This is a genomic window from Corynebacterium comes (assembly GCF_009734405.1).
GTDB classification, from domain to species: domain Bacteria; phylum Actinomycetota; class Actinomycetes; order Mycobacteriales; family Mycobacteriaceae; genus Corynebacterium; species Corynebacterium comes.
Map to the genome: position 1 here is coordinate 703,070 of NZ_CP046453.1, position 25,920 is coordinate 728,989.

Below are 25,920 nucleotides of genomic sequence, written 5' to 3' on the forward strand. Positions count from 1 at the left end.
TTGGAATAGGACAGCCCACAGATGAACTCTCTTCCGATCCAGCGCAAGCTCTCGCTGCGCAACATCGGGGCACACAAACTCCGCCTGATCATGACGGTGTTGGCGGTGGTACTCGGAACCAGCTTCGTGTCCGGTGGATTCATCCTCACGGCGTCGCTGTCCAAAGCCTTCGATGACATCATCACGGTGAGTTACGAAGGCTCGGATCTGGTCATGCAGTCGACTCCCGACCACCCGCTGACGCAGGCCATGGGCGATGAGATTTCCTCACTCCCCGGTGTGGAGAAGGTGGAGGTCACTGACATTCAGCCGATTGTGATCATCGGGCCGGATGGAGAGCCGTACCAGTCCGGTGGAGCCGGTTCCTGGTTGCTTCCTTTCTCCGTGCCGGAAGAGGTGGTGACTGACAGCAGCACCGTGATCACGGAGGGTCGGGCACCGGAAAGGTCCGGAGAGGCAGTGATCAACACGGGTGCCGTGGATCGCTCGGAGATCGGTCTGGGGGACGTGATCACCGTCATCAACGCAGAGCAACGCACGGAGCTGGAGATCGTCGGTCTGACGGAATTGTCCACCTCGACCGGCGGCTGGGCAGGCGTGCAGGTCGCCCGGGACGTGTACGGCGCCGAGTTCTCGGACGGGACACAGGCCGGACGCATCCTCATCCGTGGGGACGTGGGCAAGGAGACGCTGAGCGCGATGTACCCGGGTTTCGACCTCGCCACCTCTGCAGAGGCTGCTGCGAGGGAGACCGAAGAGGCTTCTTCGGCGCTGGCCTTCTTCACCTATATCTTCGGGGCTTTCGGTCTCATCGCGCTGCTGGTGGGAACGTTCATCATCTCCAACACCTTCTCCATGATCGTGGCGCAGCGGACGAAGGAGTTCGCGTTGCTGCGGGCAGTGGGGATGTCCCGGCCGCAGTTGACGGGCTCCGTGCTGGCCGAGGCGGTGGTCATCGGCACCCTGGGCTCCGCGCTGGGGATCGGAGTGGGTATCGGCCTGGTGCGGCTGATTGTCACCGTGATGGAGGCCTTCGGGCTCGGTTTCCCGGATTCGGGTCTGGGCCTGGACACCGCCAGCATCCTCGTGCCGATGACGGTCGGCATCCTGGTCACGGTCTTCAGCGCCTGGGTGCCTGCCCGCCGGGCAGGTGCGGTTCATCCCGTGCAGGTGATGCGTTCGGGCGATCAGGCGAGTACTCAACCGGTGAAGGTCCGCAGCATCATCGGGACGGGGCTGCTCGTCATCGGGGTGGCCGCGACCTCGTTTGCGGCGTTCATGACTGACTGGTCCACCACCGATCGGGCGGTTCTCACCGGGGTGGGCGCGCTCGCGCTCATCACCGGTGTGGTGCTGGTGCTCGCGGGACTGATCAGGGTCATCTACACCCTGCGAACCCCGGGTCGCGCGATCGTCCCGCTGTTGGCCGGCACCAACCTGGCACGCAGCCCGCGGCGCTCCGCGGCCACCGCCTTTGCACTGACCCTGGGTGTGTCACTGGTGGCTGTGGTGGGCATCCTGGGTGCGTCGATCACGCTCTCCGTCTTCGGCGCCATCGACGAGGAGCTGCGGGCAGATACGGTGGTGACCTCCGGACTGATCTCAAGCCAGGGAATTCCGGGGCAGGCCATCGAGGATGTGGCCGCGCTCGACGGCGTGGCGGCGGTGGTGCCGGGCACGATGGTTCCCATGAGCGTGGGAGGCAAGGCAGGCAGCCCCGATGGGCTGAGCGGGCTGACCCTCGCTCTGACAGGTGACCCGACGGCGGCCTATGTCCTGGACGTCGTGGACGGAGGCTTCGAGGACATCGCCACCCGTCAGGGCGTGGGGGTGAGCGAGTCCGTAGCCAGGGAGCTGGATCTGGTGGTCGGCGAGGTGGTGGAGGTCACCTCCCCGGCCACCGAGAACACCGCCATGGTGCCCGTCGTGGTGATCTGGGAGGATGCCGCAGCCTTCACCCCGGTGGCGGTGACGGAGGCCACCGCGCAGGACCTCCTGCCGGACCGTCGGGCGTGGTCCACCCAGAACCTTTTCGTCACCTTCCAGGAGGGCGTGGACCCGGAGGTCGTGCACGAAAGCGTCGTGGACGCGATCAACCCCTACGGCGTGCTTCAGGTGATGACGAAGGAGCAGTACCGGGTCACCAGCGCGGAGCAGATCAACCAGCTGCTGGCACTGGTCTACGCGCTGCTGGCGCTCAGCGTGGTCATCGCGGTGCTCGGCATCATCAACACCCTGGCACTGTCCATCATGGAACGCCGACACGAGTTCGGCATGCTGCGGGCCGTGGGCATGCAGCGCAGCCAGATCGGTCGGATGGTCACCATCGAGTCCGTCCACATCGCGGTGCTCGGCGCTGTCATGGGCATTGTCAGTGGGACGTGGCTGGGGTGGTGCTTCGTCCGGACGCTCAGCGACCAGGGCATCAACCGTTGGGCTATTCCCTGGGACCAGATGGCACTGATCCCGGTCGCGGCGGTCGTGGTGGGCGTGGTCGCCGCGATCTGGCCGGCACGCAAGGCGGCGCAGACCTCACCGCTGCGTGCCGTGGAGTAGCGCTAGAGAAGCTGGAGCCGCTCGACGGCCAGACAAAGGGTGTCGGGGCGCTTCCCGAAGGCGAAGCGGACCTTCGTCCGCCACGGGGCAGGATCGTCGCAGAACACCTGCACGGGGATCGCGGCCACGCCGATACGTTCGGGCAGGGCCAGGCAGAATGTGACGCCGTCGGCCTCCCCGAGGTCGGCGATGTCCGCCACCACGAAATAGGTGCCCTGCGTGGCATGGACCTTGAGTCCCGCATTCCGGAGGCCGGCAATGAGCAGGTCCCTGCCCTCGGCCAGTTCGGACACCATGCCCGCCAACCACGCGGACTCCTCATTGAGGGCGTGGGCCACCGCGGGTTGGAAGGGCGTGGCGCCGACGTAGGACATGAACTGCTTGGCCTTGAGGACGGCGTCGAGAAGCGGCGCGGGGGCGAGTGCCCAGCCGGTCTTCCAGCCGGTGACATTCCAGGATTTTGCGGCGGATGAGACGGTGACGGTGCGCTCGAACATGCCGGGCAGGGAGGCGAGGGCGGTGTGGGCGGCGGCGTCGAAAAGCAGGTTCTCGTAGACCTCGTCGGAGAGGACGAGCAGGTCGCGCTCGACGCAGACCTGGGCCAGTTCGGCCAGGATCTCCCGGGAGAAGACGGAGCCTGTCGGGTTGTGCGGGGAGTTGATGATGATCATCGCCGTGCGCTTGGTGACGGCCGCGCGAACGGCGTCGACGTCCACCGTCCACGTTGCGCCGTCAGCCACCAGCGGCACCGCCACGCGCCGTGCACCGGCCAGGGCGATGGCGGCGGCGTAGGCGTCGTAGTAGGGCTCGAGGACGATGACCTCTGAACCTGGCTCGACCAGGCCGAGGACCGCCGCGGAGATCGCCTCCGTGGCACCCACCGTCACCAGTACCTCGGCGTCGGGGTCATAGGTGACCTGATGATCGCGGGCACGTTGGGCGGCCACCGCCTCCCGCAGCACCGCCATACCCCGGCCGGGGCCGTACTGGTTGTTGCCTCCGCGGATCTGCTCGCAGGCGATCTCCAGCATGCGGGCGGGCCCGTCGGAATCAGGGAACCCCTGGCCGAGGTTCACCGCGTCGAACTCCACGGCCTTCGCGCTCATGGTGGCGAAGACCGTCTCGCGGAACTCGCGCAACCGGGCGACCGTCACAGGACGAGGAGGTTGTAGCGGGTGGCCTTGGCGTCGTCGAGACGCTTGCGGGCCTTGTCCAGACGTGTCCACTGATCCTCCGGGATGGCCCGGCGGGCGGTGTTGACCACATCTTCGTCGGGGGTGCCCCAGGCGATGGGCATGGGCGAGATCTCGTCCCAGTGCTCATCTTCACGCACGCTGCGCCGACCCTGGACCGCGGCGACGGGGATGCGGGTGCCCAGCTTCGCCTGCTTGATGCCGTTGACGCGGGAGACGGTTCGCAGCGCGACACCCCAGCGGGGCGGGATCTGCGGGTCGACATTGGTGTTCACCAGCGCCATGATGACGAAGTCACGCTCGTTGACCTCGACGATCATGGCCGGGGCCAGCGGGTAGGTGTCGTAGAGCTGCTGCGCGCCGCCGACCTTGCGGGGCACGGCCACGGCGAGGAAGAAGCTGACCAGGGCGAACGTCACCGCGATGATGCTGCCGACCAGGCCCCACACCTCTCCCTGCCGCCACCAGGCGTACAGGGCCACCGACAGGGCCAGGAGGAGGACGCCGAAGATGACGGCTGAGGTCTGCAACCGACGGGTGTCCTTGAGCATCTCGTTGTTCTTCTTCGCGAACGTCTCGTCCACCTCGAACTTGAATACCTTCATGCCGCCCAGCCTAATCAAGCTGGTCCAGGTCGTCGGCATCGACGATGCGGTAGGCGTAACCCTGCTCGGCGAGGAATCGCTGACGGTGGGCGGCATACTCCGAGTCCAGGGTGTCCCGCGAGACGACGGAGTAGAAGTGGGCCTCCCCGCCGTCGGCCTTGGGGCGCAGCAACCTGCCGAGGCGCTGGGCCTCCTCCTGGCGGGAGCCGAAGGTGCCCGACACCTGGATGGCGACGGCCGCCTCCGGCAGATCGATGGAGAAGTTCGCGACCTTGCTCACCACCAGGACGGAGACCTCGCCCGAGCGGAACTGGTCGAAGAGTTCCACGCGCCGCTTGTTGGAGGTGCGGCCCTCGATGAGGGGGGCACCGAAACGCGCGGAGAGTTCCTCCAGCTGATCGAGGTAGGCGCCGATGATCAGGGTGGGCTGTCCGCGATGCTTCTCCAGGAGCTTCTCCGTGACCCGCATCTTCCCCTGCGCGCTCGCGGCCAGGCGGTAGCGGTCCGCGGTTTCGGCGGTGGCGTAGGTCATTCGTTCCGCCTCGGTCATGGTGGTGCGCACCTCGATGCATTCGGCGGTGGCGATGAAGCCCATGGCCTCGATGTCCCGCCAGGGGGCGTCATAACGCTTCGGCCCGATCAGCGAGAAGACGTCCCCCTCGCGGCCGTCCTCACGCACCAGCGTGGCGGTCAGTCCCAGACGACGGCGGGACTGCAGGTCGGAGGTCATGCGGAAGACGGGGGCGGGCAGCAGGTGGACCTCGTCATAGATGATCAGGCCCCAGTCGCGGGAGTCGAAGAGTTCCAGCGCCCGGTACTCGCCCTTCGTCCGGCGGGTGACCACCTGGTAGGTCGCGATGGTCACCGGACGGATCTCCTTCCTCTCGCCGGAGTACTCGCCGATCTCGTCCTCGGTGAGCGTGGTGCGACGCAGCAGCTCATCCCGCCACTGGCGTCCGGCGACAGTGTTGGTCACCAGGATCAGGGTGGTCGCCTGGGCCCTGGCCATGGACGCCGCGCCCACCATCGTCTTACCCGCGCCACAGGGCAGGACGACCACGCCCGAACCGCCCTCCCAGAAGGAGTCCACGGCGTAGCGCTGGTAGTCGCGCAGCTCCCAGTTCTCGTTCTCGGTGGACAGGGCGATGGGGTGGGATTCGCCGTCGACGTAGCCGGCGAGGTCCTCGGCCGGCCAACCGACCTTGAGCAGCTCCTGCTTCAGCCGGCCGCGTTCCGAGGGGTGGACCGGGATGTTCTCCGCGTCCACCGGCTCGCCCAGCATGGGGCTGATCTTCTTGTGGCGCCGCAGTTCCGCCAGGATCGCGGGTTCCGCCGACTCCAGGATCAGCCCGTGGGCGGGGTGCTTGTGCAGGCGGACGCGGCCGTAGCGGGACATGGTCTCGGCGACGTCCACAAGCAACGGCTGTGGGACCGGGAACCGTGAGTAGCGCTCCAGCGTCTCCACCACCTGTTCCGCATCGTGCCCTGCGGCGCGTGCGTTCCACAGCGCGAGCGGGGTGATGCGGTAGGTGTGGACGTGCTCCGGGGCGCGCTCGAGCTCCGCGAAGGGTGCGAGCGCGGCGCGGGCGTCACCGGCCGCCGGGTGGCCGATCTCCAGCAGAACCGTCTTGTCGGACTGGACGATCAGCGGTCCGTCACCGAATGCCAAGGGGGTGCCTCCAGAAGGGGGTGCGAATGGTCAAAGGACCATTATCGCACCGGAGTCAAGCCCCGCGGCCGCCGCCGGTGAAGGCCAGGGCGTAACCCACCGCGGGCAGCGAACTGGCCAGGAACACGGTGTGGAGCAGCGCGGCCCCGAGAGCGAGGCCACCGGACAGGGGGAGCGACCCGTCGGTTAAGACAGCGGAGACCAGAACGATGAACGCCATCAGCAGGTTGAGGTTGCAGAGGACCCGGAATCCGATCCTGTGCCCCAGATCCAGGACCTCCGTCTCCTGCACGTCCAGCAGCGAACGCGGGGCGGAATCCCTCGTTCCGATTGTGGCGCGCAGGATGGTCCAGGAGACTGCCAGGGCAAAGATCGAGCCCACGTAGACGATGAAGGCGGCCGGCAGCCACACTCCCGCAACCAGGGAGAAGAACCCGATGGCGACCGTGGTGAGGTACACGGCCACCAGCGTCCTCGTACGTGTCGGTGTGCGCCAGAAATCGAGCCAGCGGGGAGTGAAAGCGCTGAACTTCCCGAAACGTTTCACCCGCCGGGCCTCCCGGGCGGTGGACAGGTCAGTCAAGGTGGGGATCGAAGGCATGAACCAGAGTCTGGTTCAGGTGCCGCGTCGTGTCCACCGGAGGAGCCGCCACAACTTCGGGCCGGTCAACCCAGCAGAACCTCGGTGATGCGGTGCAGCATGAAGCGTTGCACCTGGCCAGTCACCTCATCCAACGCATCCACCTGCCCGCCTGTCACGGTCAGCGGCGTCACGGTGCGGTGCACCGCACGCCCGTGCTTGTCGACGAACCCGACGGTCACCGTCCGCCCGCCCCTCGCCGCCGCCTGCAGCAGGGCCAGTGTCGTCTGGGTGTCAGGTCCGGTGACGGCAGCGCCCGCTTCCTTCGCCCCGTCGGCACGCCGGATCGCGGCGACGGCGGCACTGATCCGCGACTCGTCCAGCTTCTGCGGGCTCCGCGACGGGATGTCCGGGGCGGGCAGGCGGGCAGGCTTCGGACGGATGTCCAGCGCCGCCCCCGTCGCATCCTCGGCGACCGGCTGGAAACCAGCCTCCCGCAGGGCCGCGATGACCTGTACCAACGGGGCCTGCGCCACCGCCACCGTCGGGGCGATCACCCTCAGGGCCACCCGCTCAGCCGCCGGGGTGCGGGCTGCCTCGGCGAGCAACGAGGGTTCGTCGCAACGCAGGTAGCTCAGGGCGGGGCCTCCCCGCAGGGTGCCGTGCCGACGCGCGACGTCAGCGATGAGGTAGGTGATCGACTGCGGGACCTCACCGAGCGTATGGTCCGCCAGCCAGGTACGGATCTCCTCCGCCGTGCGCCCCGTGTCGAGTGCCCGGCGTACGGAGGCCTCCGTCACCCGGTACACGCTGGCGAGGCCCGCGGACTCCAGCTCGCCGATGAGATCCAGCTCGGTCTGCAGCGCGCGGGGCAGGGGGCCGGGGGCCATGATCGTCATATCGCCCTGCGGGATCACGCGTTCCACGGTGCCGGGCGTGACCTCCTCCGCCACCGCGAGGGCATCCGCCGTCGGGTCGAGCAGCGCGCGCAGGACCGAGGTCGCCGTGCCACGGGACAGGGCGCCGATCCAACGGGCCTCATCGACGACGGCGGTGAGGGTGTCCTCCGGCAGCAGGGTCGCGGCGATGGGGTGGGTGAAGAAGAGATCGTCCCGCATCTGCTCATCCGTGACGTCCACGCCGTCAGCCACCAGGGTGAACCGGTTGAGCACCAGCCGCCGCTGCTCCGCCAGGTGCGGGCGTTTCATCGCATCGCCGAGCAGTCGGACCGGCTGCCGCTTCTCGTCCCGGGTGCCGACCAGCCACGGCGCCCACGGCGAATCCAGCCATCCGGACAGCATGGTCAGCCACCTGGTGGCCAGGTCGAGGTCCAGCCACTCGTCGGCCGCCAGGGTGGGGGAGAGGTAGTCGGAGCCCTCATCATCCGCGGGCAGGGGGACAGGCTCGCCGCGACCCAGCAGGCCGGCCGCCACGCCGAGACTGACCAGCCGGTGGATCTCCGCTTCCTCCACGGTGAGAGCCCGCGCCAGCGACGCTACGGCACGGACTCCGACCCCACCCTCTTTGAGCAGCGGCGTCGGATGCTCCCCGAGCAGTTCGATGAGCTGGCGCAGATGCCGCGCGACCTCCAGGCCCGATCCTGCGCCGGCGTGGTCGGCGCGGTCGCGTGCGCGGTCGTCTGTGCGGGTCTGTCCGAGCACCCGTGCCGAAGGAATGAGCGGACGTCGCGTGACGTCCCGGCCACGCAGCACCGCCCGCACCCGGCGGGGCAGCCGCACGGTGCCGGCGTCCACCCGCAGGAGCAGTCCAGCGTTGATCAGCTGCGGAACAGGGAGCGCAGGGTCAGCGTCCACCGCCGCATGTTTCGTCCGTCCCACCCCGCCCGAGTTGAGCAGCGTGTCCAGGATCGCGCGCTGCGGGGAGGGCAGGTCCTCGATCATGGCCGGATCGATTGGGGTCGGTGCATCATCCAGCAGCTGCCAGTCCTGCGGCAGGGAGGCCATGGCTTCGCCCGCGACCCGCATTCCGTCCGCGGGTCCGTAACACAGCGCCAGCTCCCGAAGTCGGGCGAGGGCGGCCTCGACCTGCTCGGGATCCGCGCCTGTCGCCGGGCGCACCTCATTGACGATGTCCGTCTCCGTCACCGGCGCCAGTTCCCCGCCGAGGTTGGCGGTCGCCTCCAACGTGGCCAGCTCGAGCGCGGTCAGCGTGCGGAGGGCGCGTCCCACCGAGGACCGCAGTTGCAGTCGGGCAGCCAGGGGGGTTATGCCCGGGGGTAAGGGTAGGACGACGTCCTGACGGGCGCGGAGCAGATTTGCCAGCTCGCGGTCATCGCGTTGCGCCAACCAGGCACGGAAATCGGGGCTTTCGGGGGTGGCAGACATGGTCCTGTCGATTTTAGTGGCAGTTCAAGTTACTTTTCCGGCACAGGTTTGCAAGAATGTGGGCATGGCTAACGTTGAGAAGAAGGGCTACGTCGATCCGGGCTGGCCGAAGCACACCCCGCGTACTGACGGCCACGTGGTGACCGAAATTACCTCCACCCTGGCTGGTGCGTCCAGCCCCTACGGTGACGACCTCGTTCTTCCGCGTCCCGCGGAAGAACTCGGCTACGTCCACCCGTACACCCGCTTCGTCAAGTAGGTAGTCCGGGACTCTTTCCAGAGACGCCGCAGATCCCCCGCACGTCGACCCTGTCACGGGTCGACGTGCGGGGGATCTGTCGTCGAGGTGTGCGACGCAACAAGGCTCCCGGCCTCGACGCGGAGACCGGGAGCCTTGTTGGGCTGGGGCGCTGTACTACAGGCCGAGTGCGGAGTCGATCGTGCCGCGGTTCGCGCCGTAGAAGGAGTTGAAGTCGTGGCGGTTGGCGTTGTAGCTGGCCTCGAGGCCTGCGGGAACGCCCACGCCGTACTGTGCCAGGGAGTCGCGGACGAGGCCGAAGAGGGCGTCGACGGCGAGATCATCGGAGGAGGTGCCGGCAGCGGAGGCGGTGGCCTCGGACTGCGCGACAACCTGCTGGATCTGGGAAGGTGCCGAGGTGGCGGCCGAAGCGTCACGCGGGGTCGGGGCGGAGTTCAGGCCCAGCTTGGCGGAGCAGGCGGGCCATGCGCCCCAGCCCTGTCCGGCCAGGGTCTTCTCGGCGACGGCGATCTGCTGCTCGCGGGTGGCCTGGTAGGCGTAAGGGGCGAACTGCTGGCCGCCGTAGGCGCTCCAGGTGGAGGGGGAGAACTGCAGTCCACCGTGGTAGCCGTTGCCGGTGTTGATGTTCCAGTTGCCGCCGGCCTCACACTGTGCGAGACGGTCCCAGTCGGAATCCGGGGCGGCGGAGGCGGCCGGGGCAAGAAGAGCTGCGGCGGTGCCGAAGGCTGCGGTGGCTGCGGCGATCTTGGCTGCCGCGGAAAGGGTCTTGCGGGTGTGACGTGCCATGGTGGTGTGTTCCTCTCATGGTCGCCTGCGAGGTGAGCTGTCGGATTCGGGCTGAGGATCACTGTGCCCGGCCTCACTGTCGTGAGGCTTCACCCCAAGGAAAACGGCTCGTGCTCGAAGCCGCTGACCGGTGCGGACCTGATTGGCCCGCGGTGGTTTCCCCGCCCCTGTCCACATGGTTGCTCTTAGGTATCGGATGCACATTCTTGCGCGGCCGCCCGCCTCCTGGACAGGGCTCGGCGTTGGTGGCGGATGAACGGTCCTGCGCTGTGCCTGCCGACCACGATAACGGTTTGTAACGTTTGAGTCACGTTAAACTCACAAATTGATCAGCATTTCTTTGCCGGAGCGAAGATCGGGCACTAAAACTGCAGGTCAAAGTGTCGGCCATCACTAATGTGATTCAGGGCACAGTGGGATGAAGCTTCGGGCATCTCCCCGGGGCGTGTGGGAGCGTCCGGGAATCGCCCTCCTCCGACCCGGAATCCGCCGAGGACCACCCCGTGGAGCTGTTTCCCCGGGACCCCGGAAGGGTAGAGTGATTCCTTCACGAACAACAAGAAGGGACAGGTGGGTACAGTGCCGATCGGCAAGGTGAAGTGGTACGACACCGAAAAAGGCTTCGGGTTTGTCTCCAACCCGGGCGACGAGGACGTGTTTGTGGGCAAGCAGGTGCTTCCCGAAGGTGTTGAGGAGCTGATCGCCGGCCAACGCATCGAGTTCGACTTCGCCGCCGGCCGTCGTGGGCCGCAGGCGCTGCGTGTGAAGGTGCTCGACACCCCACGCCGTCGTCCCGTCCACCGCCACAAGCCGGAGGAGCTGGGCAGCATGGTCCAGGACCTGATGACCGTCCTGGAGTCCCAGATTCAGCCCGGGCTGGCGGCCGGACGTTACCCGGACCGCCAGATGGGCCGCCAGGTCGCGGAGATCCTCCGTGCCGTGGCCAAGGAGCTGGACAGCTAGTCCGCCATGGTGCTCAGCGACCACACGGTGGCGTAGGGGGTTTCCTCGCCGTCGGCGTCGAGGCCGATCATCGCCGAGGAGATTTCCACCACCATGAGGCGGGGGCGCTCGGCGCCTTCGGTGGGCGAGTCGACGGAACCGGGGATCTCCACCTGCTCAGCGTCATAGGCGCCGTGCAACTGCTGGTCATTGGCCGCCGGATCGTCGTAGATCATGAGCAGCTGCCAGTCATGGTCATGGATGGCCTGGGGGATCTCGAGGACGAGGGTGTCGTCCGGTCCGACGGGGAGATTGGGGACCTCACCCTCGGGGCACTCCAGGCCGGGCTCGCACACCAGATAAGGGGAGACCTCGAGGGAGGCGTCGCCTACGCGGGCTGTCACGGTGACGTCCTGCGGCTCAGGGGCGGGCCGATTGTTCCACCAGCCCTGCGCGAGGACCGCGGCGACGATGATGATCACCACGGCGATCAGGAGAGCGAGAAACTGCAGGAGCGACCTCTGCCGCGCCTTCTTGGGTGTGGCCATGGCACATCATCCTACGGGGTGGGGACGAGCTCCACCTCGTAGAGGTCGGGCCAGCGTTTCCCGGCCAGCAGGTAGCGGTCGGTGCCGGGCAGATGGGCGATCCCGTTGAGGACGTGATCTGGGTCGGGCTCCGCGTTGTTCGGCACGCCGGAGGCGTCGATGAGGGCGGTGACTGCGCCGTCCGCATCGATACGCAGGATGTCAGTGGTGAGGAACACGTTGGCGTATACGTCCTCGCCGACGCACTCCAGCTCGTTGAGTCCGCTTGTCGGTGCGCCGTCGAGGGTGACCCGGAAGCGGCCGAGTTCCTCGAAGTTGTCGGGGTTCAGGCGGCGGAGGGTGTCGCTGCCGTCGGACATGATCAGTTCCTCGCCGGCGGAGCACAGGCCCCAGCCCTCGCCGGGGTAGGTGACTCGTCCGATCTCCTCGAGTGTGTCGGCGTCCCGTTTCACGGCCACGCCATCCTGCCAGGTCAGCTGCCAGATAGTGTCGCCGTGACGGGTGATGCCCTCGCCGAAGAACGTCGGGTCCAGTTCGGCGGAGGCGAGCTCCTGCCCGTCGAGGGTGCTGCGGTAGATGCGGGACTCCCGGTACCAGCCGGTGCCCACGAGCAGCGTGCCGTCCTCCTCGACCTCCAGTCCCTGGGTGAAACTCGTCTCATCGAAGGGGTGGGTCTCCACGATCCGCGGTACGAGGTGCTCCACCTCGGCAGGCCCGGGAGCGCAGGACACGGTGCTGAAAGAGGACAGTGCGAGGAGCACGCCGACGGTTTCTCGAAGACCCATGCCCTCATAATGCCGCACATGGCCCATAATGGGGGTCGTGTCCACCTCTCATCGCCGTAGGAAATCTGCGCAGCAGCGCAGTCCGCTTCTCGACGCCCGCGCTGTCGACCTCGCCCGCACTGCCCTGGAGGAACTCGGGGACGGGCCCGTCGGGGAGCACATCGGAGTCCAGGGACTGACCAGGAACGTCGCCACCCACCGATTTGCCGCGGACGTGCCCGGTTACAGCGGCTGGGAGTGGAACGCCGTCCTGGCGTGCGCCTCGGGGTCGCGCCACGTCACGGTCAATGAACTCGCGCTCGTGCCCGCCCCCACCGGTGAGGCGCTCCGTGCGCCGGAGTGGGTGCCGTGGGCAGACCGGATCCGACCGGGGGACCTCGGCCCCGGTGACATCATGCCGCCGGAACCGGGTGACGAACGTCTCGCTGAGGCGGAGGACGGCCATCTGGTTCTGTCGAAGAAGGGTCTGGAGGACGCGAAACAGCGCTGGCGCACCGGTGACTACGGGCCGAACAGTGAGTTCGCGGAGAAGGCCGCACTGAACTGTCGCACCTGCGCCTTCTACCTTCCCTCGGGGGAGCCCCTGGGCAGGAACTTCGGGGTGTGCGCCAACGAGTTCTCTGCGGACGGGCATGTCGTTCACGCCACGTACGGTTGCGGAGCGCACTCGGACACCCCGCCGGACAACCTCCTGGAGGATGCCCCCGACGCCTTCGACGATGAGTTCCCGATCTTCTAGACCTCGCCGGCCAGCTCCCACATCCGCTGGTTGATCTCCCGGTGGGTGGGCGCACCCATGCGCGGGGGATTGGATATCCGCGGCGGGAGGACGGAACCGTACTCGAGCCAGCCGGTGACCTTGCGAACGCCTTCCACGGAGCTGAGAAGCCAGGTTTCGTTGCCCCGCAGCTGCGTCATGGTCAGCCCCTCGGGGTGTTCGATGACCCTGAGACCCTCCTCGGTCAACATCTCCAGGGCGGCGTCCAACGTGACGGAGTCCGAGGCGCGGGGGTGCGCGGAAATGTTGACGGTTCCCTCCTGGAGGAAGAGGACGGCGGAGAAGACTCCGGATATGACGTTCCCGCGTTCGTCGATGAGCAGGCCGGCATCCGAACCGGAGTGGCGCAGCATGTTGAGCTGGCGGATCTGCCACCCGAAGTCCGGACCCTTGCGGGTGGGATGACGGCGCAGGTCGATGATGCCTTCGGCGTCGACGGTGATCTCCTCGGCGGGCATCATCGAGGGTTGGAGGTCGACCGTCACCGTCGTCTTCCCCACGCGGATCAGGGGACGGAAGATGCCGGGGCCGGCGTCGCGGAGTTCTTCACGGACATGCTCGACGATGTGTGGGTTGAAGGCGGTTTCCTCTCGGAGGCGGGTGAGGTGTGCGTCCAGGTTGGCGACACGTCCATCGCGCATGAGGAAGGTTGAGGCGTAAATCACGGGGGCAGCTCCTTGTGCTTGTACATCAATCTACCCAAATCTTGTGTAATTCACTTCCAGGTGGGAGATTTACGACGTAAGAACACCTTCATCTGGATGCTGAACAGGGGAACCCCGTATGACCGCCGGAGTACAGACGGAAAAGCAGAGTGCCATTGACCGGTACTTCCACATCACCGAGCGCGGCTCGACCATCAGCACCGAGATACGTGCCGGCGTGGTCACATTCTTCGCGATGGCCTACATCGTCATCCTCAACCCGTTGATCATCGGCACGACCGAGGATGTCAACGGCACCACGCTCGGCATCCCCCAGGTTGCCGCCGCCACGGCACTGGCAGCCGGCGTGATGACCATCGCCTTCGGACTCATCGCCCGCTACCCCTTCGGCATCGCCGCGGGCCTCGGGCTGAACACCCTGGTGGCCGTGACGCTGGTCGCCGGTGAGGGGCTCACCTGGCCGGAGGCGATGGGCCTGGTCGTCCTCGACGGTATCGTCATCGTCCTGCTGGCGGTCTCCGGCTTCCGCACCGCCGTGTTCCGGGCCATCCCGCAGTCGATGAAGGCCGCGATGGGTGTGGGCATCGGCATGTTCATCTCGATCATCGGACTCGTCGACGCCGGCTTCGTCCGCCGCATCCCCGACGCCGCAGGCACCACGGTGCCCGTCGGCCTGGGCATCGACGGATCCGTCTCCTCCTGGCCGACCGTCACGTTCGTGCTCGGCCTGATCATCTGTGGTTTCCTGGTCGTCCGCAAGATCCGGGGCGGCCTGTTCCTGGGCATCCTGGCCACCACCATCATCGCCATGATCGTCGAGGCCGTCAGCGACTCCGGCCCCTCCTTCGTCGACGGACAGCCCAACCCTTCCGGTTGGTCGCTGGCTGTGCCCGTCATCCCCGACACCTTCGGCGGCATGCCGGACCTGTCCATCGTCGGCGCGGTCGACGTCTTCGGTGCGTTCACCCGCATCGGTGCGATCGCCGCCTCGCTGCTGGTGTTCACCCTCGTCCTGGCGAACTTCTTCGACGCAATGGGCACCATGACGGCCCTGGGCAAGCAGGGCAACCTGGTCGACGATAAGGGTGAGCTGCCCGACATGAAGAAGGCCCTGGTCGTCGAGGGCTTCGGCGCCATCGTCGGTGGCGCGGCCTCCGCGTCCTCTGCCACCGTCTACGCAGACTCCGCCGCCGGCGTCGGTGACGGTGCCCGGACCGGTCTGGCCAACATCGTGACCGGCCTGCTGTTCCTGCTGGCCATGTTCCTCACCCCGCTCTACGAGGTCGTGCCGATCGAGGCTGCGGCACCGGTGCTGGTCATCGTGGGTGCGATGATGATGGCCCAGGTCACCGACATCGAATGGGGCCAGTTCCACATCGCCCTGCCGGCCTTCCTGACCATCGTGGTCATGCCCTTCACCTACTCCATCGCCAACGGTATCGGTGTGGGCTTCATCGCCTTCGCCCTCATGGCCGTCGCCGCCGGAAAGGCGAAGGAGGTCCATTGGATCATGTGGCTGGTCTCCGCCCTGTTCATCGCCTACTTCGGCATGGACCCGCTCCTCGCGGCCCTGGGCTAGACACATGCGCATCCGTATCGATGATCCCGCCGACCCGCGTCTCGACGACGTCCGTGACCTCAAGAGATCCGACAACCGCCCGGACCTGCCGGGCGGAAAGGGTCTGGTGATTGCCGAGGGACCGCTCGTGGTGGGCAGGCTGCTCGAGTCACGTTTCCCCGTCCGCTGCCTGGTGGGTTTCCCCGGCAAACTGGACGCCTTCCTCGCGGAGACCGACGTGCCCGGCAACCTGCCGATCTATGAGGTCAGCCGGGAGGTGCTCGCTGAGGTGGCCGGCTATGACATGCATCGTGGTCTGCTCGCCGCCGCCGACCGGGCTCCCGAGCCGGAACTCGCCGAGATCCTCTCCTCCGCCCGCACAGTCGTGGTGCTCGAGGGAGTGGGGGACCACGAGAACATCGGCTCCATGTTCCGCAACGCCGCCGGTATGGGGGTGGATGCGGTGCTGTTCGGCAACGGCTGCGCCGATCCGCTCTACCGGCGTGTGGTGCGGGTGTCCATGGGACACGTGCTGCGCACCCCCTACGCCCACCTCACGGGCAGCTACACCACGTGGCAGCGTTCCCTGCAGGAGCTTGCCGACGCCGGCTTCCATCTCGTCTCCCTGACCCCGGATCCGGGGGCGGAGCATCTGGCGGACGCGCTCGTCGACGAGCAGGGGGAGCCGTGGCCGAAGGTGGCGCTGCTCGTCGGGGCGGAGGGGCCGGGCCTGACGGAACACGCCATGCGTGCGACGGATGTCCGGGCCAGGATCCCCATGGCGCCGGGAACTGACTCGCTCAACCTGGCCACGTCGGCCGCGGTCGCCTTCTACGAGCGGGACCGCTCCCTGCGTTAGCCCCGGTCGGAGTGGCGGATCTTCTCCGTCACCCAGGACCGGGCCTGCCGGACACGGCGACCCAGGACGGCCCCGGTCCGTTTGACCGTTGCCACCGATTCATCCGCCCAGCGCGGCAGGCGGGTGTGGTCCTCGTCGACGGGGGATTCGTAGTCGTCGTAGCCCCCGCCGACGTGTGGCTCATCCTGCGGACGGGAGGCACGCTCACGATCGCGACGGGGACCGTCGACCGCCCGCGGCGCCGGCCGACCGTCAACCGCGTACGCCACGACATGGATGTCCGGGCCGTCCGGCGTGACATCCACGCCGAGCCACGAACGTCGGGCCTCCGCGACCAGGTCCACCGGCTCGAACGGCAGGGAGATGCCACCTGCGCTCTCGGCCCTCTCTCCGGCCCAGTAGGGCGCCTCGAAGGGCTCGGGCAACCCGACGTCCTCGTAGGTGCGGGTGCGCTCGGCACAGAGCGAACGCTTGAGCACCCCGCCCCGCCAGTGCGCCAGCGCCCCGTAGCCGGTCTCGGGGTTCACGCCGAAGGCGTAGACGTCGGCTGCCGGCACCGAATCCAGCAGACGGGGGTTGAGCTCGGACAGTGCCGGCGTGTCCGCCACCACCGTCTGCACGATGGTCACGCCGGGGAAACCCGCGACGTAGTACTCTCCCGCCGACGCCTGGGCGGAGCGGTTGAGGGGGAATTCGCCGATCGGCGTGATCGGCCACGCGGGGTTGAGCTGGGCGAGGTATTTACGGCCGTAGCCACGGTCCGCCCTCGGTTCCGCAGCGATGACGCGCGCCGGGTCGGCGGCCGTGACAAACCACAGGGTGACGACAGTCTCCACGACCCGCCGCCCCTAGGTCCGCGGACGCTTCGTGTTCGCGCGCACGCCCAGCAGCACGTCCTCCCAGTGGGGGGTCACCGCTTTCCGACGCCGCCTCGCCGGAGCCTTCTCCGCCGTCTCCGGGCTCTCCACGGCTTCATCCCCCGCGAGCTCCTCGGCTTCCTCGTCCCGGGTGGCCTCGATCTCGGGCTCGTCTTCCGTCGCCCGGTCCTCGTGGTCCTCCTCGTAGCGGTTGCCCCGTCCGACGGAGGTGAGGGTGCGTACCGGCTGGACGAAATCCGGGTCAGTGAGGTCGGCGGCCACCGGATTGCGGGCCTCCGCGGTCGACCGCGACGTGGGGTGCACCTCGATGGCCCACTCAGCATCGTTCTCCGACAACCCGGCCGTCCAGGACACCCGGGCGACCCAGGTTCCGTCGGCCTCCCGGTAGGCGTCCCAGGTGGTGTCGGTGACGGAGTGCCCACGCGCGGCGAAAGCTGCGGCCAGGACCTCCCACAACGTCAGTTTCGCAGGGCCGTCCTCGCGGATCGGATGCGCCTGTTTCGCCAGCTCCGACATACGCGAGCGCTCCAGGAGCACCGGGTGGGCGAAGGCCTCCACCCGGGACTCGGCGACACCCATCTCCGCAGCCAGTTCGGCCACGGACGCGCCGGCGCGGATCCGGGTCTGGATCTCGCGGGGACGCATGGTCAGCGGGGTGGTGAGCAGCGGGTCACGTGCCGGCAGTGCACGCCCCACGTTTGCGGGCTCGGGCCTGGCCACCGGTTCCGGCCGGACCTCGGGTGCTGCACTGATCTCGGGGGTCTGACCGGCGAGGAGGGTGCGGGCGGCGTCATCAAGCTGCGTGACGTCGAGGACGAATCGGTCGCCGCCCTCGGTGCGCAGCACCAGGGAGGTGGACGTCGATTCGTCTGGGACGAGGAACAACTCGCGCATGCGTTCTCCTTTGGGACAGCTCACGTGATGTATTCCACCCTAACGCAGACATGCGCCGGACCGTGTGAGGTCCGACGCATGTTGAGGTCACGTGCAGGGTGACTACCTGTTGGCCACGCCCGACTCGAGGACATGGTCGATCGCCTTGGTCAGGGTCACGACGTCGGTGGAATCGATCGCCGGGAACATGCCGATACGCAGCTGGTTGCGGCCGAGCTTGCGGTAGGGCTCGACGTCCAGGATGCCGTTGGCGCGCAGAACCTTGGCCAGAACGGCGGCGTCGATGGAGTCGTCGAAGTCGATGGTGCCGACGACCAGTGAACGCTTCGCCGGGTCAGTGACGTACGGCGTGGTCTCCTCGCGGGCCTCGGCCCAGGAGTAGAGGGCGTCGGAGGAGGCGGTGGTGCGGGCGACCATGCCGTCCAGGCCACCGTTCTCGTTCATCCACTTGACCTGGTTCTCCAGCATGAGCAGGGTGCCCACGGCCGGCGTGTTGTAGGTCTGGTTCTTGAGGGAGTTCTCCACCGCGGTCTGCAGGTCCAGGAAGGCCGGGATGAAACGGCCGGACTCCTTGATCCTGGCGATGCGCTCGATGGCGGCCGGGGACATGGCCGCCAGCCAGATGCCACCGTCGGAGGCGAAGCACTTCTGCGGGGAGAAGTAGTAGACGTCGGTCTGGGAGATGTCGACCGGCAGTCCACCGGCACCGGAGGTGGCGTCGATGGTGATGAGGGAGCCCTCGGAACCCTCCGGGCGGACGATCGGCACCATGGCGCCGGTGGAGGTTTCGTTGTGGGCCCAACCGATGACGTCGGCACCCTCGATGGCCTGCGGGGCCGGGGCGTCGCCGGCCGGGGCCTCGATGACGGTCGGCTCGTCGAGCCACGGTGCCTGCTTGGCGGCCTTCGCGAACTTGGAGGAGAACTCGCCGTAGGACAGGTGGCCGGACTTCTTCTCGATCAGGCCGAAAGTTGCTGCGTCCCAGAATGCGGTGGCGCCACCGAGGGACAGGATGATCTCATAGCCCTCCGGCAGGGAGAACAGGTCGGCGAGCCCCTCGCGGACGGAGCCGACGACGTTCTTGACGGCCGGCTGGCGGTGAGAGGTGCCGATGATGTCGCGGCCGCCGTCGACGATGGCCTGGATCTGCTCCGGGCGAACCTTGGACGGGCCGCAGCCGAAGCGACCGTCAGCGGGGATGAGGTCGGCGGGGAGGGTGGGGAACTCGGTCATGGAAATGACGTCCCTTTCGTGGTCTTTGAGATTGCTGTCCAAACGAGAACAACCTTAGTATCTCCCCATCTGTCCGTTAACCGGAACCCGACTATGGGTGGGAATACGATTGCGGGGGTAGGGGATGGGGTAGTGAAACAGCCGCAACCTCGCAAATTCCATGGGGGTGACCTGCTTTTGTGAAATATGTTGCCTCCATCACATCATTTGCTAAACTGTGCTCTGGTCCACCCGGCCGGTTGCGGTTCTGGTTTTGCGGGAGCAGCGGAAATGCCTTGCGGGTGGGAGTTCAACTGCATAGTGACGGCGCCGCCGAATATTCCCGCACCTGTGTGAGGGGGGACGAGGCGGGAAAACCGTCTGCACCATCGTGATAGCGTCACCTAAGCTGATAAATGACTCACCGTCATGTCGGGACTACGGTGAATGTCACACTCATTGAAGTTTCCATGGGCGGCTGACCCCGACGCGGGGCAAGGTCGACAACGAAGTCTGAAAGGTACACAGTGGCTACTGACAACAAGGACAAGGCCGTACTCCACTACCCGGGAGGCGAGTACGAGCTCGACATCATCAAGGCCACCGAGGGTAACGATGGTGTGGTCCTCGGCAAGATGCTGGCAGACACGGGTCTGGTCACCTTTGACCCGGGTTATGTCTCCACCGGCTCCTGCGAGTCCGAGATCACCTACATCGACGGCGAGAACGGCATCCTGCGCCACCGCGGCTACGACATCGCCGACCTGGCTGAGAACGCCACCTTCAACGAGGTCTCCTACCTCCTGATCAACGGTGAGCTGCCGACCGTCGAGGAGCTGCACAAGTTCTCCGACGAGATTCGCCATCACACCCTGCTGGACGAGGACTTCAAGTCCCAGTTCAACGTCTTTCCGCGTGACGCCCACCCGATGTCGGTCCTGGCCTCCTCGGTGAACATACTGTCCACCTACTACCAGGATCAGCTGGACCCGCTGAACGAGGAGCACCTCCACAAGGCGACCGTCCGCCTCATGGCCAAGGTGCCGATGCTGGCGGCTTACGCCTACCGCGCGTCCAAGGGTGCTCCGTACATGTACCCGGACAATTCCCTCAACGCGCGTGAGAACTTCCTGCGCATGATGTTCGGTTACCCGACCGAGCCCTACGAGGTCGATCCGATCATGGTCAAGGCCCTGGACAAGCTTCTCATCCTGCATGCCGATCACGAGCAGAACTGTTCCACCTCCACCGTCCGCATGATCGGCTCCGCCCAGGCCAACATGTTCGTCTCCATCGCCGGTGGCATCAACGCCCTCTCCGGCCCGCTGCACGGTGGCGCCAACCAGGCCGTCCTCGAGATGCTCGAGGAGATCGACGCCAACGGTGGCGACGCAACCGACTTCATGAACCGTGTGAAGAACAAGGAGCAGGGTGTCCGCCTCATGGGCTTCGGGCACCGCGTCTACCGCAACTACGATCCGCGTGCGGCCATCGTCAAGGAGACCGCTTACGAGCTCCTTGAGCACCTCGGCGGCGACCACCTGCTCGACCTGGCCATGAAGCTCGAGCAGATCGCGCTCAGCGACGATTACTTCATCTCCCGCAAGCTGTACCCGAACGTCGACTTCTACACCGGCCTGATCTACCGCGCCATGGGCTTCCCGACGGACTTCTTCACCGTCCTGTTCGCCATCGGCCGCCTGCCGGGCTGGATCGCCCACTACCGTGAGCAGCTGTCCACCACCACCAAGATCAACCGCCCGCGTCAGATCTACACCGGCCAGACCCTGCGCACCGTCACCCCGCGTGAGGACCGCTAGGACCACCGGTTAGCCGGAGCTTTAAGTAGCCGGGCACACCGCCACCTCTATACTGGTGCCGTTGTGCCCGGTTTTTCCATGAATTTTCATAAGGAGACACACCAATGACCAAACCCCAGATCGAAGCCCAGGCCGGCCCCGCTCCGGAGGACCTCGTGTCCGTCGACCTCATCGTCGGTGAGGGCGAGGAGGCGAAGACCGGCGGCCTCGTTGAGGTCCACTACGTCGGCGTCGATTTCGAGTCGGGCCAGGAGTTCGACTCATCCTGGGACCGCGGCCAGTCCATCGAGTTTCCCCTCAACGGCCTCATCGCCGGATGGCAGGAGGGTATCCCGGGCATGAAGGTCGGGGGCCGTCGCCAGCTGACCATCCCGCCGGAGAAGGCCTACGGACCCGCCGGTGGCGGACATCCCCTGTCCGGTCGGACCCTGGTTTTCGTGATCGACCTGATCAGCGTGGGCTAATCAGGACCCACACGTTGAACTAGGCCGTGGTCGCCGCCCATGCGGCGGCCACGGCTCTGCTCACTGCAGGGGCGACTCGGGCGTCGAGAGGCGAGGGGACGATGTGCTCGACGTCGAGTTCCTCCGCAGCGACGTTCGCGATGGCCCTCGACGCCGCCTGCTTCATCTCCGGGGTGATGGCGGTCGCACCGGCGGCCAGCGCCCCGTGGAAAATACCGGGGAAGGCGAGGACGTTGTTGATCTGGTTGGGCAGGTCGGAACGTCCGGTGGCGACGACCGCGCCGTAGCGGTACGCCAGATCGGGGTCGATCTCCGGATTCGGGTTAGCCAGTGAGAACAGTATCGGCCGGTCGGCCATGCGATCGAGGGCTTCCTCGGGGATGGAGCCGGCGGACACCCCGATGAAGGTGTCGGCGCCTTCGAAGGCCTCCAGAATGCCTCCGGTGATGCCCCGGGGATTGGTGGTCCGGGCCAGCTCAACCTTGACGTCGTTGAGGTTGTCACGACCTTCGTGGATGATGCCGCGGGAGTCGAGCATGACGATGTCGGTGACGCCCGCGTCGGCGAGCATCTTCCCGCACGCCACGCCGGCGGCGCCTGCGCCAGAGATGACCACCCTGAGTTCCGGCAGGTCGCGTTCCAGGAGACGGCAGGCGTTCCGCAGGGCGGCGAGGATGACCACGGCCGTCCCGTGCTGGTCGTCGTGCATGACCGGCATGTCGAGGGCCTCGACCAGTCGACGCTCGACCTCAAAGCAGCGGGGAGCCGAGATGTCCTCGAGGTTGATGGCGCCGAAGGAGGGCGCCAGGGCGGTGATGGTCTCGACGAGCTTGTCGGGGTCGGTCTCGTCCAGCACGATCGGAACAGCGTTGAGGCCCGCGAAGCGGTTGAACAACTGCGCCTTCCCCTCCATGACGGGCAGGGCCGCGCGGGGACCTATGTTGCCGAGCCCCAGGACGGCGGTGCCGTCGGAGATGATCGCCACGGTGCGGCCGATACCGGTATAGCGGTGGGCGAGCGAAGGATCCTGTGCGATGGCGGCGCACACACGCGCCACGCCCGGGGTGTAGGAGATGGAGAGGTCCCGCTGCGTCTCCAGGGGGCGGGAGGTGCTGATCGACAGTTTTCCACCCTCATGGGCGGCGAAGATCTCCTCGTCACTCAGGACAGCGACATGATGGGCGTGAGCGTTCCGGTCATCGGTCATGATCCCAAGTCTATTGTTGTGACATGGTGATCCTGTCCCGGACACAGGTGAATCGGGGCACAATGGGGTCATGACTACTGTGACGCTCAACGACGGCAGCGACATCCCCCAGATCGGACTGGGCACCTGGAAACTCCTGGGGGAGGAGGGGCTGCGGGTTGTCCGGGAGGCCATCGACCTCGGCTACCGCCACTTCGACACCGCCTCTGCCTACGGCAACGAGGAAATCGTCGGTCGCGCCCTCGCGGACGCGATCGCTGCGGGGGACGTCACCCGCGACGAGCTGTTCATCACCACCAAGGCGTGGCAGGACGAGCAGGGGGCGGACGCCATCCCTTCCGCTTTCCGTGCCTCACTGGACCGCCTCGGCCTGGACTACGTGGACCTCTATCTGGTGCACTGGCCTGCTCCGGCGCGTGGGAAGTATGTGGAGAGTTTCGAGGCGATCGCCCGGCTGCAGGGGCTGGGTCTGGTCCAGTCAGTCGGCGTCGCCAATTTCTATGAGGAACTGCTGCGCGAGATCGTGGACAAGGTCGGCATTGTGCCGGCCACCAACCAGGTGGAACTCCACCCCGGTTTCTCGCAGGCCCCGCTGCGTGCTCTCCACGCGGAGCTCGGGGTGACCACCGTCGCCTGGTCGCCGCTCGCTCGTGGGATCGTGCTGGCGAATCCGGTTCTGGATGCTGTCGCGCGCGCCGCCGGACGTTCGCCCGCTCAGGTTGCACTGCGGTGGGCGATGCAACTGGGGTGCGTGGTCATCCCGAAGTCGGCCAACCCGAAGCGGCTGGCACAGAACCTGGCGGCTGCGGATTTCACCCTGAACGGGGAACAGATTGCGGCGATCACGGGGCTGGATGAGAAGGCAGGATTCGGGAGAATATTTGACGATCCCCGGACCTTCGGGAACAATTGACCGCCTGACCTGCGAAAACGTGGAAGAAGTTAGTTCTGTGAACCTCTGCTGAGGCTATCGGCAATGTTTGTGAAGGTCCGCTAGTTTGTGAAGTTATGGTTTGCAAACTTGGCCTCAGGGGGCGAGTTCCCGGACGGGGGTGGTCGTAGTATCAATAAAAGACCTGTTCGGGACGGTTTGCGGGGGTGGCAATTATTACAATAGGGGGCAATGTCCTTCGTTCACTTCAACGTTGCTATGTGAGCCAGGTAACTTACATTTGCAGCACAGGGTGTGATCGCCCTTACAGGGTTGTGGCCCTGCGGGAGAGAATGCCAGTAAGTTCGAACCTCCGGGTTTTCCGGGGGCCGACACGAAAGAGAGATCAAAGTGAGCGCGACTCAAGCAGTCCGAGCGGACGGCCGGCGAGAGCCGACCTCCGAGGAATTCATCGCGATGCAGGCCAGTCCGCAGTTCCAGAAACTGCGGAAGACCTACCGTTCCTTCACCTTCCCGATGTCCGTGGCCTTCTTCCTCTGGTTCGCCGTTTACGTCCTCGCGGCAGTGTTCGCCTCGGACTGGATGGCCACTGAGGTCGGCGGCGGCTTCAACATCGGAATCGTGTTCGGACTCCTCCAGTTCCTGACCACCTTCGCCATCACCTGGATCTACGTGGTCTACGCCAACAAGAACATCGAGCCGCAGTCGGCCGCCATCCGCGAAGCAATGGAGGGCTAGAAACATGACTACCGCATACCTCGCTCAAGAAGTCAGCACCGGAAACCCGATCCTCAACATCTCGGTCTTCGTCGTCTTCATCGTCGTCACCATGACGGTGGTCACGCGGGTGGGCAAGTCCACCTCCGAGGCCTCCGACTTCTACACCGGCGGCGCATCCTTCACCGGTACCCAGAATGGCCTGGCCATCGCAGGTGACTACCTCTCTGCAGCCTCCTTCCTCGGCATCGTCGGTTCCATCGCCCTCTACGGCTACGACGGCTTCCTCTACTCCATCGGCTTCTTCGTGGCATGGCTGGTCGCCCTGCTGCTCGTCGCCGAGCCGCTGCGTAACGTCGGCCGTTTCACCATGGCGGACGTCCTTTCCTTCCGTATGCGTCAGAAGCCGGTCCGCGTCGCCGCGGCCATCGCCACCCTGGCAGTGTCCCTGTTCTACCTCATCGCGCAGATGGCCGGCGCAGGCTCCCTGGTCTCCGTCCTGATGAACCTCGAGGGCAAGCTCGAGCAGTCCATCGTCGTCACCATCGTCGGTATCGTCATGATCGCCTATGTCCTCATCGGCGGCATGAAGGGCACCACCTACGTCCAGATGATCAAGGCCGTGCTCCTCGTCGGCGGCGTCGGCATCATGACCGTCCTGGTCTTCGTCTCCGTCCGCGGCGGCTTCTCCACCCTCTTCGATGAGGCCATGACCATGCACGCAGCCTCCGCCAACATGGTGGAGAAGGGCTACCAGGCCTCCGACATCATGGCTCCGGGCCTGCGCTACGGCGGCACCTTCACCCAGCAGCTGGACTTCATCTCGCTCGGCCTGTCCCTGGTCCTCGGTACGGCCGGCCTGCCGCACGTCCTCATGCGCTTCTACACCGTCCCCACCGCCAAGGAAGCACGCAAGTCCGTTACCTGGGCCATCGTCCTCATCGGCGCGTTCTACCTCATGACCCTGGTCCTCGGCTACGGCGCCGCTGCTCTGGTCGGCCCTGACCGCATCCTGGATGCGCCGGGTGGCGCCAACGCCGCGGCACCGCTGCTCGCGCTTGAACTCGCCGGCCCCATCTTCATGGCGCTGATCTCCGCCGTCGCCTTCGCCACGGTCCTCGCAGTGGTCGCTGGCCTGACCATCACCGCTTCGGCCTCTGTCGCCCACGACGTCTACGACGGCGTGTTCCGCCACGGCCAGTCCTCCGAGGCTGAGCAGGTCCGCGTCTCCCGCATCACGGTCGTCGTCCTCGGCGCGATCTCCATCGTCCTGGGCATCCTGGCCATGGAGCAGAACGTCGCCTTCCTGGTGTCCCTGGCCTTCGCCATCGCCGCATCCGCGAACCTGCCGACCATCCTGCTGTCCCTGTACTGGAGGCGCTTCAACACCGTCGGTGCCGTGGCCTCGATGTACACCGGTACCATTGTCTCGCTGGTGCTGATCTTCTTCTCTCCGGCCGTCTCCGGTGCACCCTCCGCGATGTTCCCGGACGTCGACTGGTCGATCTTCCCGCTGACCAGCCCGGGTCTGGTGGCTATCCCGCTGTCCTTCCTGGTGGGCATCATCATTCCGTTCATCACCAAGCCGGACAACCTGGACCACCTCACCGCTGAGATGGAGGTCCGCTCCCTCACCGGTGTCGGTGTTGAGGCTCCGGTCGATCACTAAGCAACACCTGCTCCACCAGCTCCGCCCGTGCCACCATGA

At 66.5% G+C, this 25,920-nt stretch carries 24 protein-coding genes and 1 riboswitch; of the genes, 11 read left to right on the top strand and 13 right to left on the bottom strand.

The window, feature by feature from the left end; translation table 11 throughout:
• Positions 1-21 precede the first annotated feature (21 nt).
• A complete protein-coding gene (locus CETAM_RS03455) occupies positions 22-2,556 on the top strand; it encodes an ABC transporter permease (RefSeq protein WP_156227096.1) in 2,535 nt (844 codons plus the stop codon).
• 2 nt (positions 2,557-2,558) lie between these two features.
• Here the strand turns inward: CETAM_RS03455 and CETAM_RS03460 are convergent, their stop codons facing one another.
• The 5 genes from CETAM_RS03460 to CETAM_RS13925 all read right to left on the bottom strand — a co-directional run bounded on the left by CETAM_RS03460 (position 2,559) and on the right by CETAM_RS13925 (position 8,948).
• Positions 2,559-3,662, bottom strand: a complete 1,104-nt coding sequence (locus CETAM_RS03460) for a pyridoxal phosphate-dependent aminotransferase (protein WP_231587623.1) — start codon at positions 3,660-3,662, stop codon at positions 2,559-2,561.
• Positions 3,663-3,706: 44 nt separating this feature from the next.
• Positions 3,707-4,354 carry a DUF3239 domain-containing protein gene (locus CETAM_RS03465; protein ID WP_156227098.1) on the bottom strand — a complete coding sequence of 216 codons (648 nt, stop codon included), beginning with the start codon at positions 4,352-4,354 and terminating at the stop codon, positions 3,707-3,709.
• Positions 4,355-4,364: 10 nt separating this feature from the next.
• On the bottom strand, positions 4,365-6,023 hold the full coding sequence (locus CETAM_RS03470; protein WP_156227099.1) for a DNA repair helicase XPB: 1,659 nt from the start codon (positions 6,021-6,023) through the stop codon (positions 4,365-4,367).
• A 55-nt stretch (positions 6,024-6,078) separates the two neighbouring features.
• Positions 6,079-6,624, bottom strand: coding sequence for a hypothetical protein (locus tag CETAM_RS03475; RefSeq protein WP_156227100.1), 546 nt, complete (start codon positions 6,622-6,624; stop codon positions 6,079-6,081).
• A 65-nt stretch (positions 6,625-6,689) separates the two neighbouring features.
• Positions 6,690-8,948, bottom strand: coding sequence for a helicase-associated domain-containing protein (locus CETAM_RS13925; RefSeq protein WP_156227101.1), 2,259 nt, complete (start codon positions 8,946-8,948; stop codon positions 6,690-6,692).
• A gap of 64 nt (positions 8,949-9,012) precedes the next feature.
• Here CETAM_RS13925 and CETAM_RS03485 point away from each other — a divergent pair, with 64 nt between their 5' ends.
• Complete coding sequence (locus CETAM_RS03485; protein WP_156227102.1) at positions 9,013-9,207, top strand: hypothetical protein; 195 nt, start codon at positions 9,013-9,015, stop codon at positions 9,205-9,207.
• Between the two features lie 156 nt (positions 9,208-9,363).
• Here CETAM_RS03485 and CETAM_RS03490 read toward each other — a convergent pair whose 3' ends face one another.
• Positions 9,364-9,993, bottom strand: coding sequence for a resuscitation-promoting factor Rpf1 domain-containing protein (locus CETAM_RS03490; protein WP_156227103.1), 630 nt, complete (start codon positions 9,991-9,993; stop codon positions 9,364-9,366).
• Between the two features lie 7 nt (positions 9,994-10,000).
• Positions 10,001-10,187: riboswitch (cyclic di-AMP (ydaO/yuaA leader) on the bottom strand.
• Between the two features lie 385 nt (positions 10,188-10,572).
• On the opposite strand from CETAM_RS03490, the gene CETAM_RS03495 reads away from it, so the two are divergent.
• Positions 10,573-10,956 carry a cold-shock protein gene (locus CETAM_RS03495; protein WP_156229351.1) on the top strand — a complete coding sequence of 128 codons (384 nt, stop codon included), beginning with the start codon at positions 10,573-10,575 and terminating at the stop codon, positions 10,954-10,956.
• Here the strand turns inward: CETAM_RS03495 and CETAM_RS03500 are convergent.
• Both CETAM_RS03500 and CETAM_RS03505 read right to left on the bottom strand, forming a co-directional pair.
• Positions 10,953-11,483: a DUF2771 domain-containing protein gene (locus tag CETAM_RS03500; protein ID WP_156227104.1), complete on the bottom strand. Its 531-nt coding sequence runs from the start codon at positions 11,481-11,483 to the stop codon at positions 10,953-10,955. The genes CETAM_RS03495 and CETAM_RS03500 overlap by 4 nt on opposite strands.
• Before the next feature lie 11 nt (positions 11,484-11,494).
• The gene (locus CETAM_RS03505) at positions 11,495-12,268 is read right to left on the bottom strand and encodes a glutaminyl-peptide cyclotransferase (RefSeq protein WP_156227105.1); all 774 of its coding nucleotides are present in this window, start codon (positions 12,266-12,268) and stop codon (positions 11,495-11,497) included.
• 28 nt (positions 12,269-12,296) lie between these two features.
• Here CETAM_RS03505 and CETAM_RS03510 point away from each other — a divergent pair, with 28 nt between their 5' ends.
• Positions 12,297-13,007 carry a DUF3027 domain-containing protein gene (locus tag CETAM_RS03510; protein WP_156227106.1) on the top strand — a complete coding sequence of 237 codons (711 nt, stop codon included), beginning with the start codon at positions 12,297-12,299 and terminating at the stop codon, positions 13,005-13,007.
• On the opposite strand, the gene CETAM_RS03515 is transcribed toward CETAM_RS03510, so the two are convergent.
• The gene (locus tag CETAM_RS03515) at positions 13,004-13,711 is read right to left on the bottom strand and encodes an aminotransferase class IV (RefSeq protein WP_156227107.1); all 708 of its coding nucleotides are present in this window, start codon (positions 13,709-13,711) and stop codon (positions 13,004-13,006) included. The two genes, CETAM_RS03510 and CETAM_RS03515, sit on opposite strands and share 4 nt — an antisense overlap.
• Before the next feature lie 118 nt (positions 13,712-13,829).
• Here CETAM_RS03515 and CETAM_RS03520 point away from each other — a divergent pair, with 118 nt between their 5' ends.
• Together CETAM_RS03520 and CETAM_RS03525 are read left to right on the top strand one after the other, a co-directional pair.
• Positions 13,830-15,290 carry an NCS2 family permease gene (locus CETAM_RS03520; protein ID WP_156227108.1) on the top strand — a complete coding sequence of 487 codons (1,461 nt, stop codon included), beginning with the start codon at positions 13,830-13,832 and terminating at the stop codon, positions 15,288-15,290.
• Positions 15,291-15,294: 4 nt separating this feature from the next.
• Complete coding sequence (locus CETAM_RS03525) at positions 15,295-16,128, top strand: TrmH family RNA methyltransferase (protein WP_156227109.1); 834 nt, start codon at positions 15,295-15,297, stop codon at positions 16,126-16,128.
• Here CETAM_RS03525 and CETAM_RS03530 read toward each other — a convergent pair.
• The 3 genes from CETAM_RS03530 to serC all read right to left on the bottom strand — a co-directional run bounded on the left by CETAM_RS03530 (position 16,125) and on the right by serC (position 19,133).
• Positions 16,125-16,964: a DUF6928 family protein gene (locus tag CETAM_RS03530; RefSeq protein ID WP_156227110.1), complete on the bottom strand. Its 840-nt coding sequence runs from the start codon at positions 16,962-16,964 to the stop codon at positions 16,125-16,127. The two genes, CETAM_RS03525 and CETAM_RS03530, sit on opposite strands and share 4 nt — an antisense overlap.
• A 12-nt stretch (positions 16,965-16,976) precedes the next feature.
• On the bottom strand, positions 16,977-17,900 hold the full coding sequence (sepH, locus tag CETAM_RS03535; RefSeq protein ID WP_156227111.1) for a septation protein SepH: 924 nt from the start codon (positions 17,898-17,900) through the stop codon (positions 16,977-16,979).
• Between the two features lie 102 nt (positions 17,901-18,002).
• Positions 18,003-19,133, bottom strand: coding sequence for a phosphoserine transaminase (serC, locus tag CETAM_RS03540; protein WP_156227112.1), 1,131 nt, complete (start codon positions 19,131-19,133; stop codon positions 18,003-18,005).
• 506 nt (positions 19,134-19,639) lie between these two features.
• On the opposite strand from serC, the gene CETAM_RS03545 reads away from it, so the two are divergent.
• Both CETAM_RS03545 and fkpA read left to right on the top strand, forming a co-directional pair.
• Positions 19,640-20,932 (top strand): citrate synthase, encoded by a 1,293-nt coding sequence (locus CETAM_RS03545; RefSeq protein ID WP_156227113.1) that lies wholly within the window; start codon positions 19,640-19,642, stop codon positions 20,930-20,932.
• Between the two features lie 104 nt (positions 20,933-21,036).
• Positions 21,037-21,396 carry an FKBP-type peptidyl-prolyl cis-trans isomerase FkpA gene (fkpA, locus tag CETAM_RS03550; RefSeq protein WP_156227114.1) on the top strand — a complete coding sequence of 120 codons (360 nt, stop codon included), beginning with the start codon at positions 21,037-21,039 and terminating at the stop codon, positions 21,394-21,396.
• Between the two features lie 19 nt (positions 21,397-21,415).
• Here fkpA and CETAM_RS03555 read toward each other — a convergent pair whose 3' ends face one another.
• Positions 21,416-22,603 (bottom strand): NAD(P)-dependent malic enzyme, encoded by a 1,188-nt coding sequence (locus CETAM_RS03555; protein ID WP_156227115.1) that lies wholly within the window; start codon positions 22,601-22,603, stop codon positions 21,416-21,418.
• Positions 22,604-22,673: 70 nt separating this feature from the next.
• On the opposite strand from CETAM_RS03555, the gene CETAM_RS03560 reads away from it, so the two are divergent.
• The 3 genes from CETAM_RS03560 (at position 22,674) to CETAM_RS03570 (ending at position 25,881) form a co-directional block, all read left to right on the top strand.
• On the top strand, positions 22,674-23,516 hold the full coding sequence (locus CETAM_RS03560) for an aldo/keto reductase (protein WP_156227116.1): 843 nt from the start codon (positions 22,674-22,676) through the stop codon (positions 23,514-23,516).
• A 435-nt stretch (positions 23,517-23,951) separates the two neighbouring features.
• Positions 23,952-24,233 carry a DUF485 domain-containing protein gene (locus CETAM_RS03565; protein ID WP_156229352.1) on the top strand — a complete coding sequence of 94 codons (282 nt, stop codon included), beginning with the start codon at positions 23,952-23,954 and terminating at the stop codon, positions 24,231-24,233.
• A 4-nt stretch (positions 24,234-24,237) separates the two neighbouring features.
• A complete protein-coding gene (locus tag CETAM_RS03570; protein WP_156227117.1) occupies positions 24,238-25,881 on the top strand; it encodes a solute symporter family protein in 1,644 nt (547 codons plus the stop codon).
• The last annotated feature ends 39 nt before the right edge of the window (positions 25,882-25,920 follow it).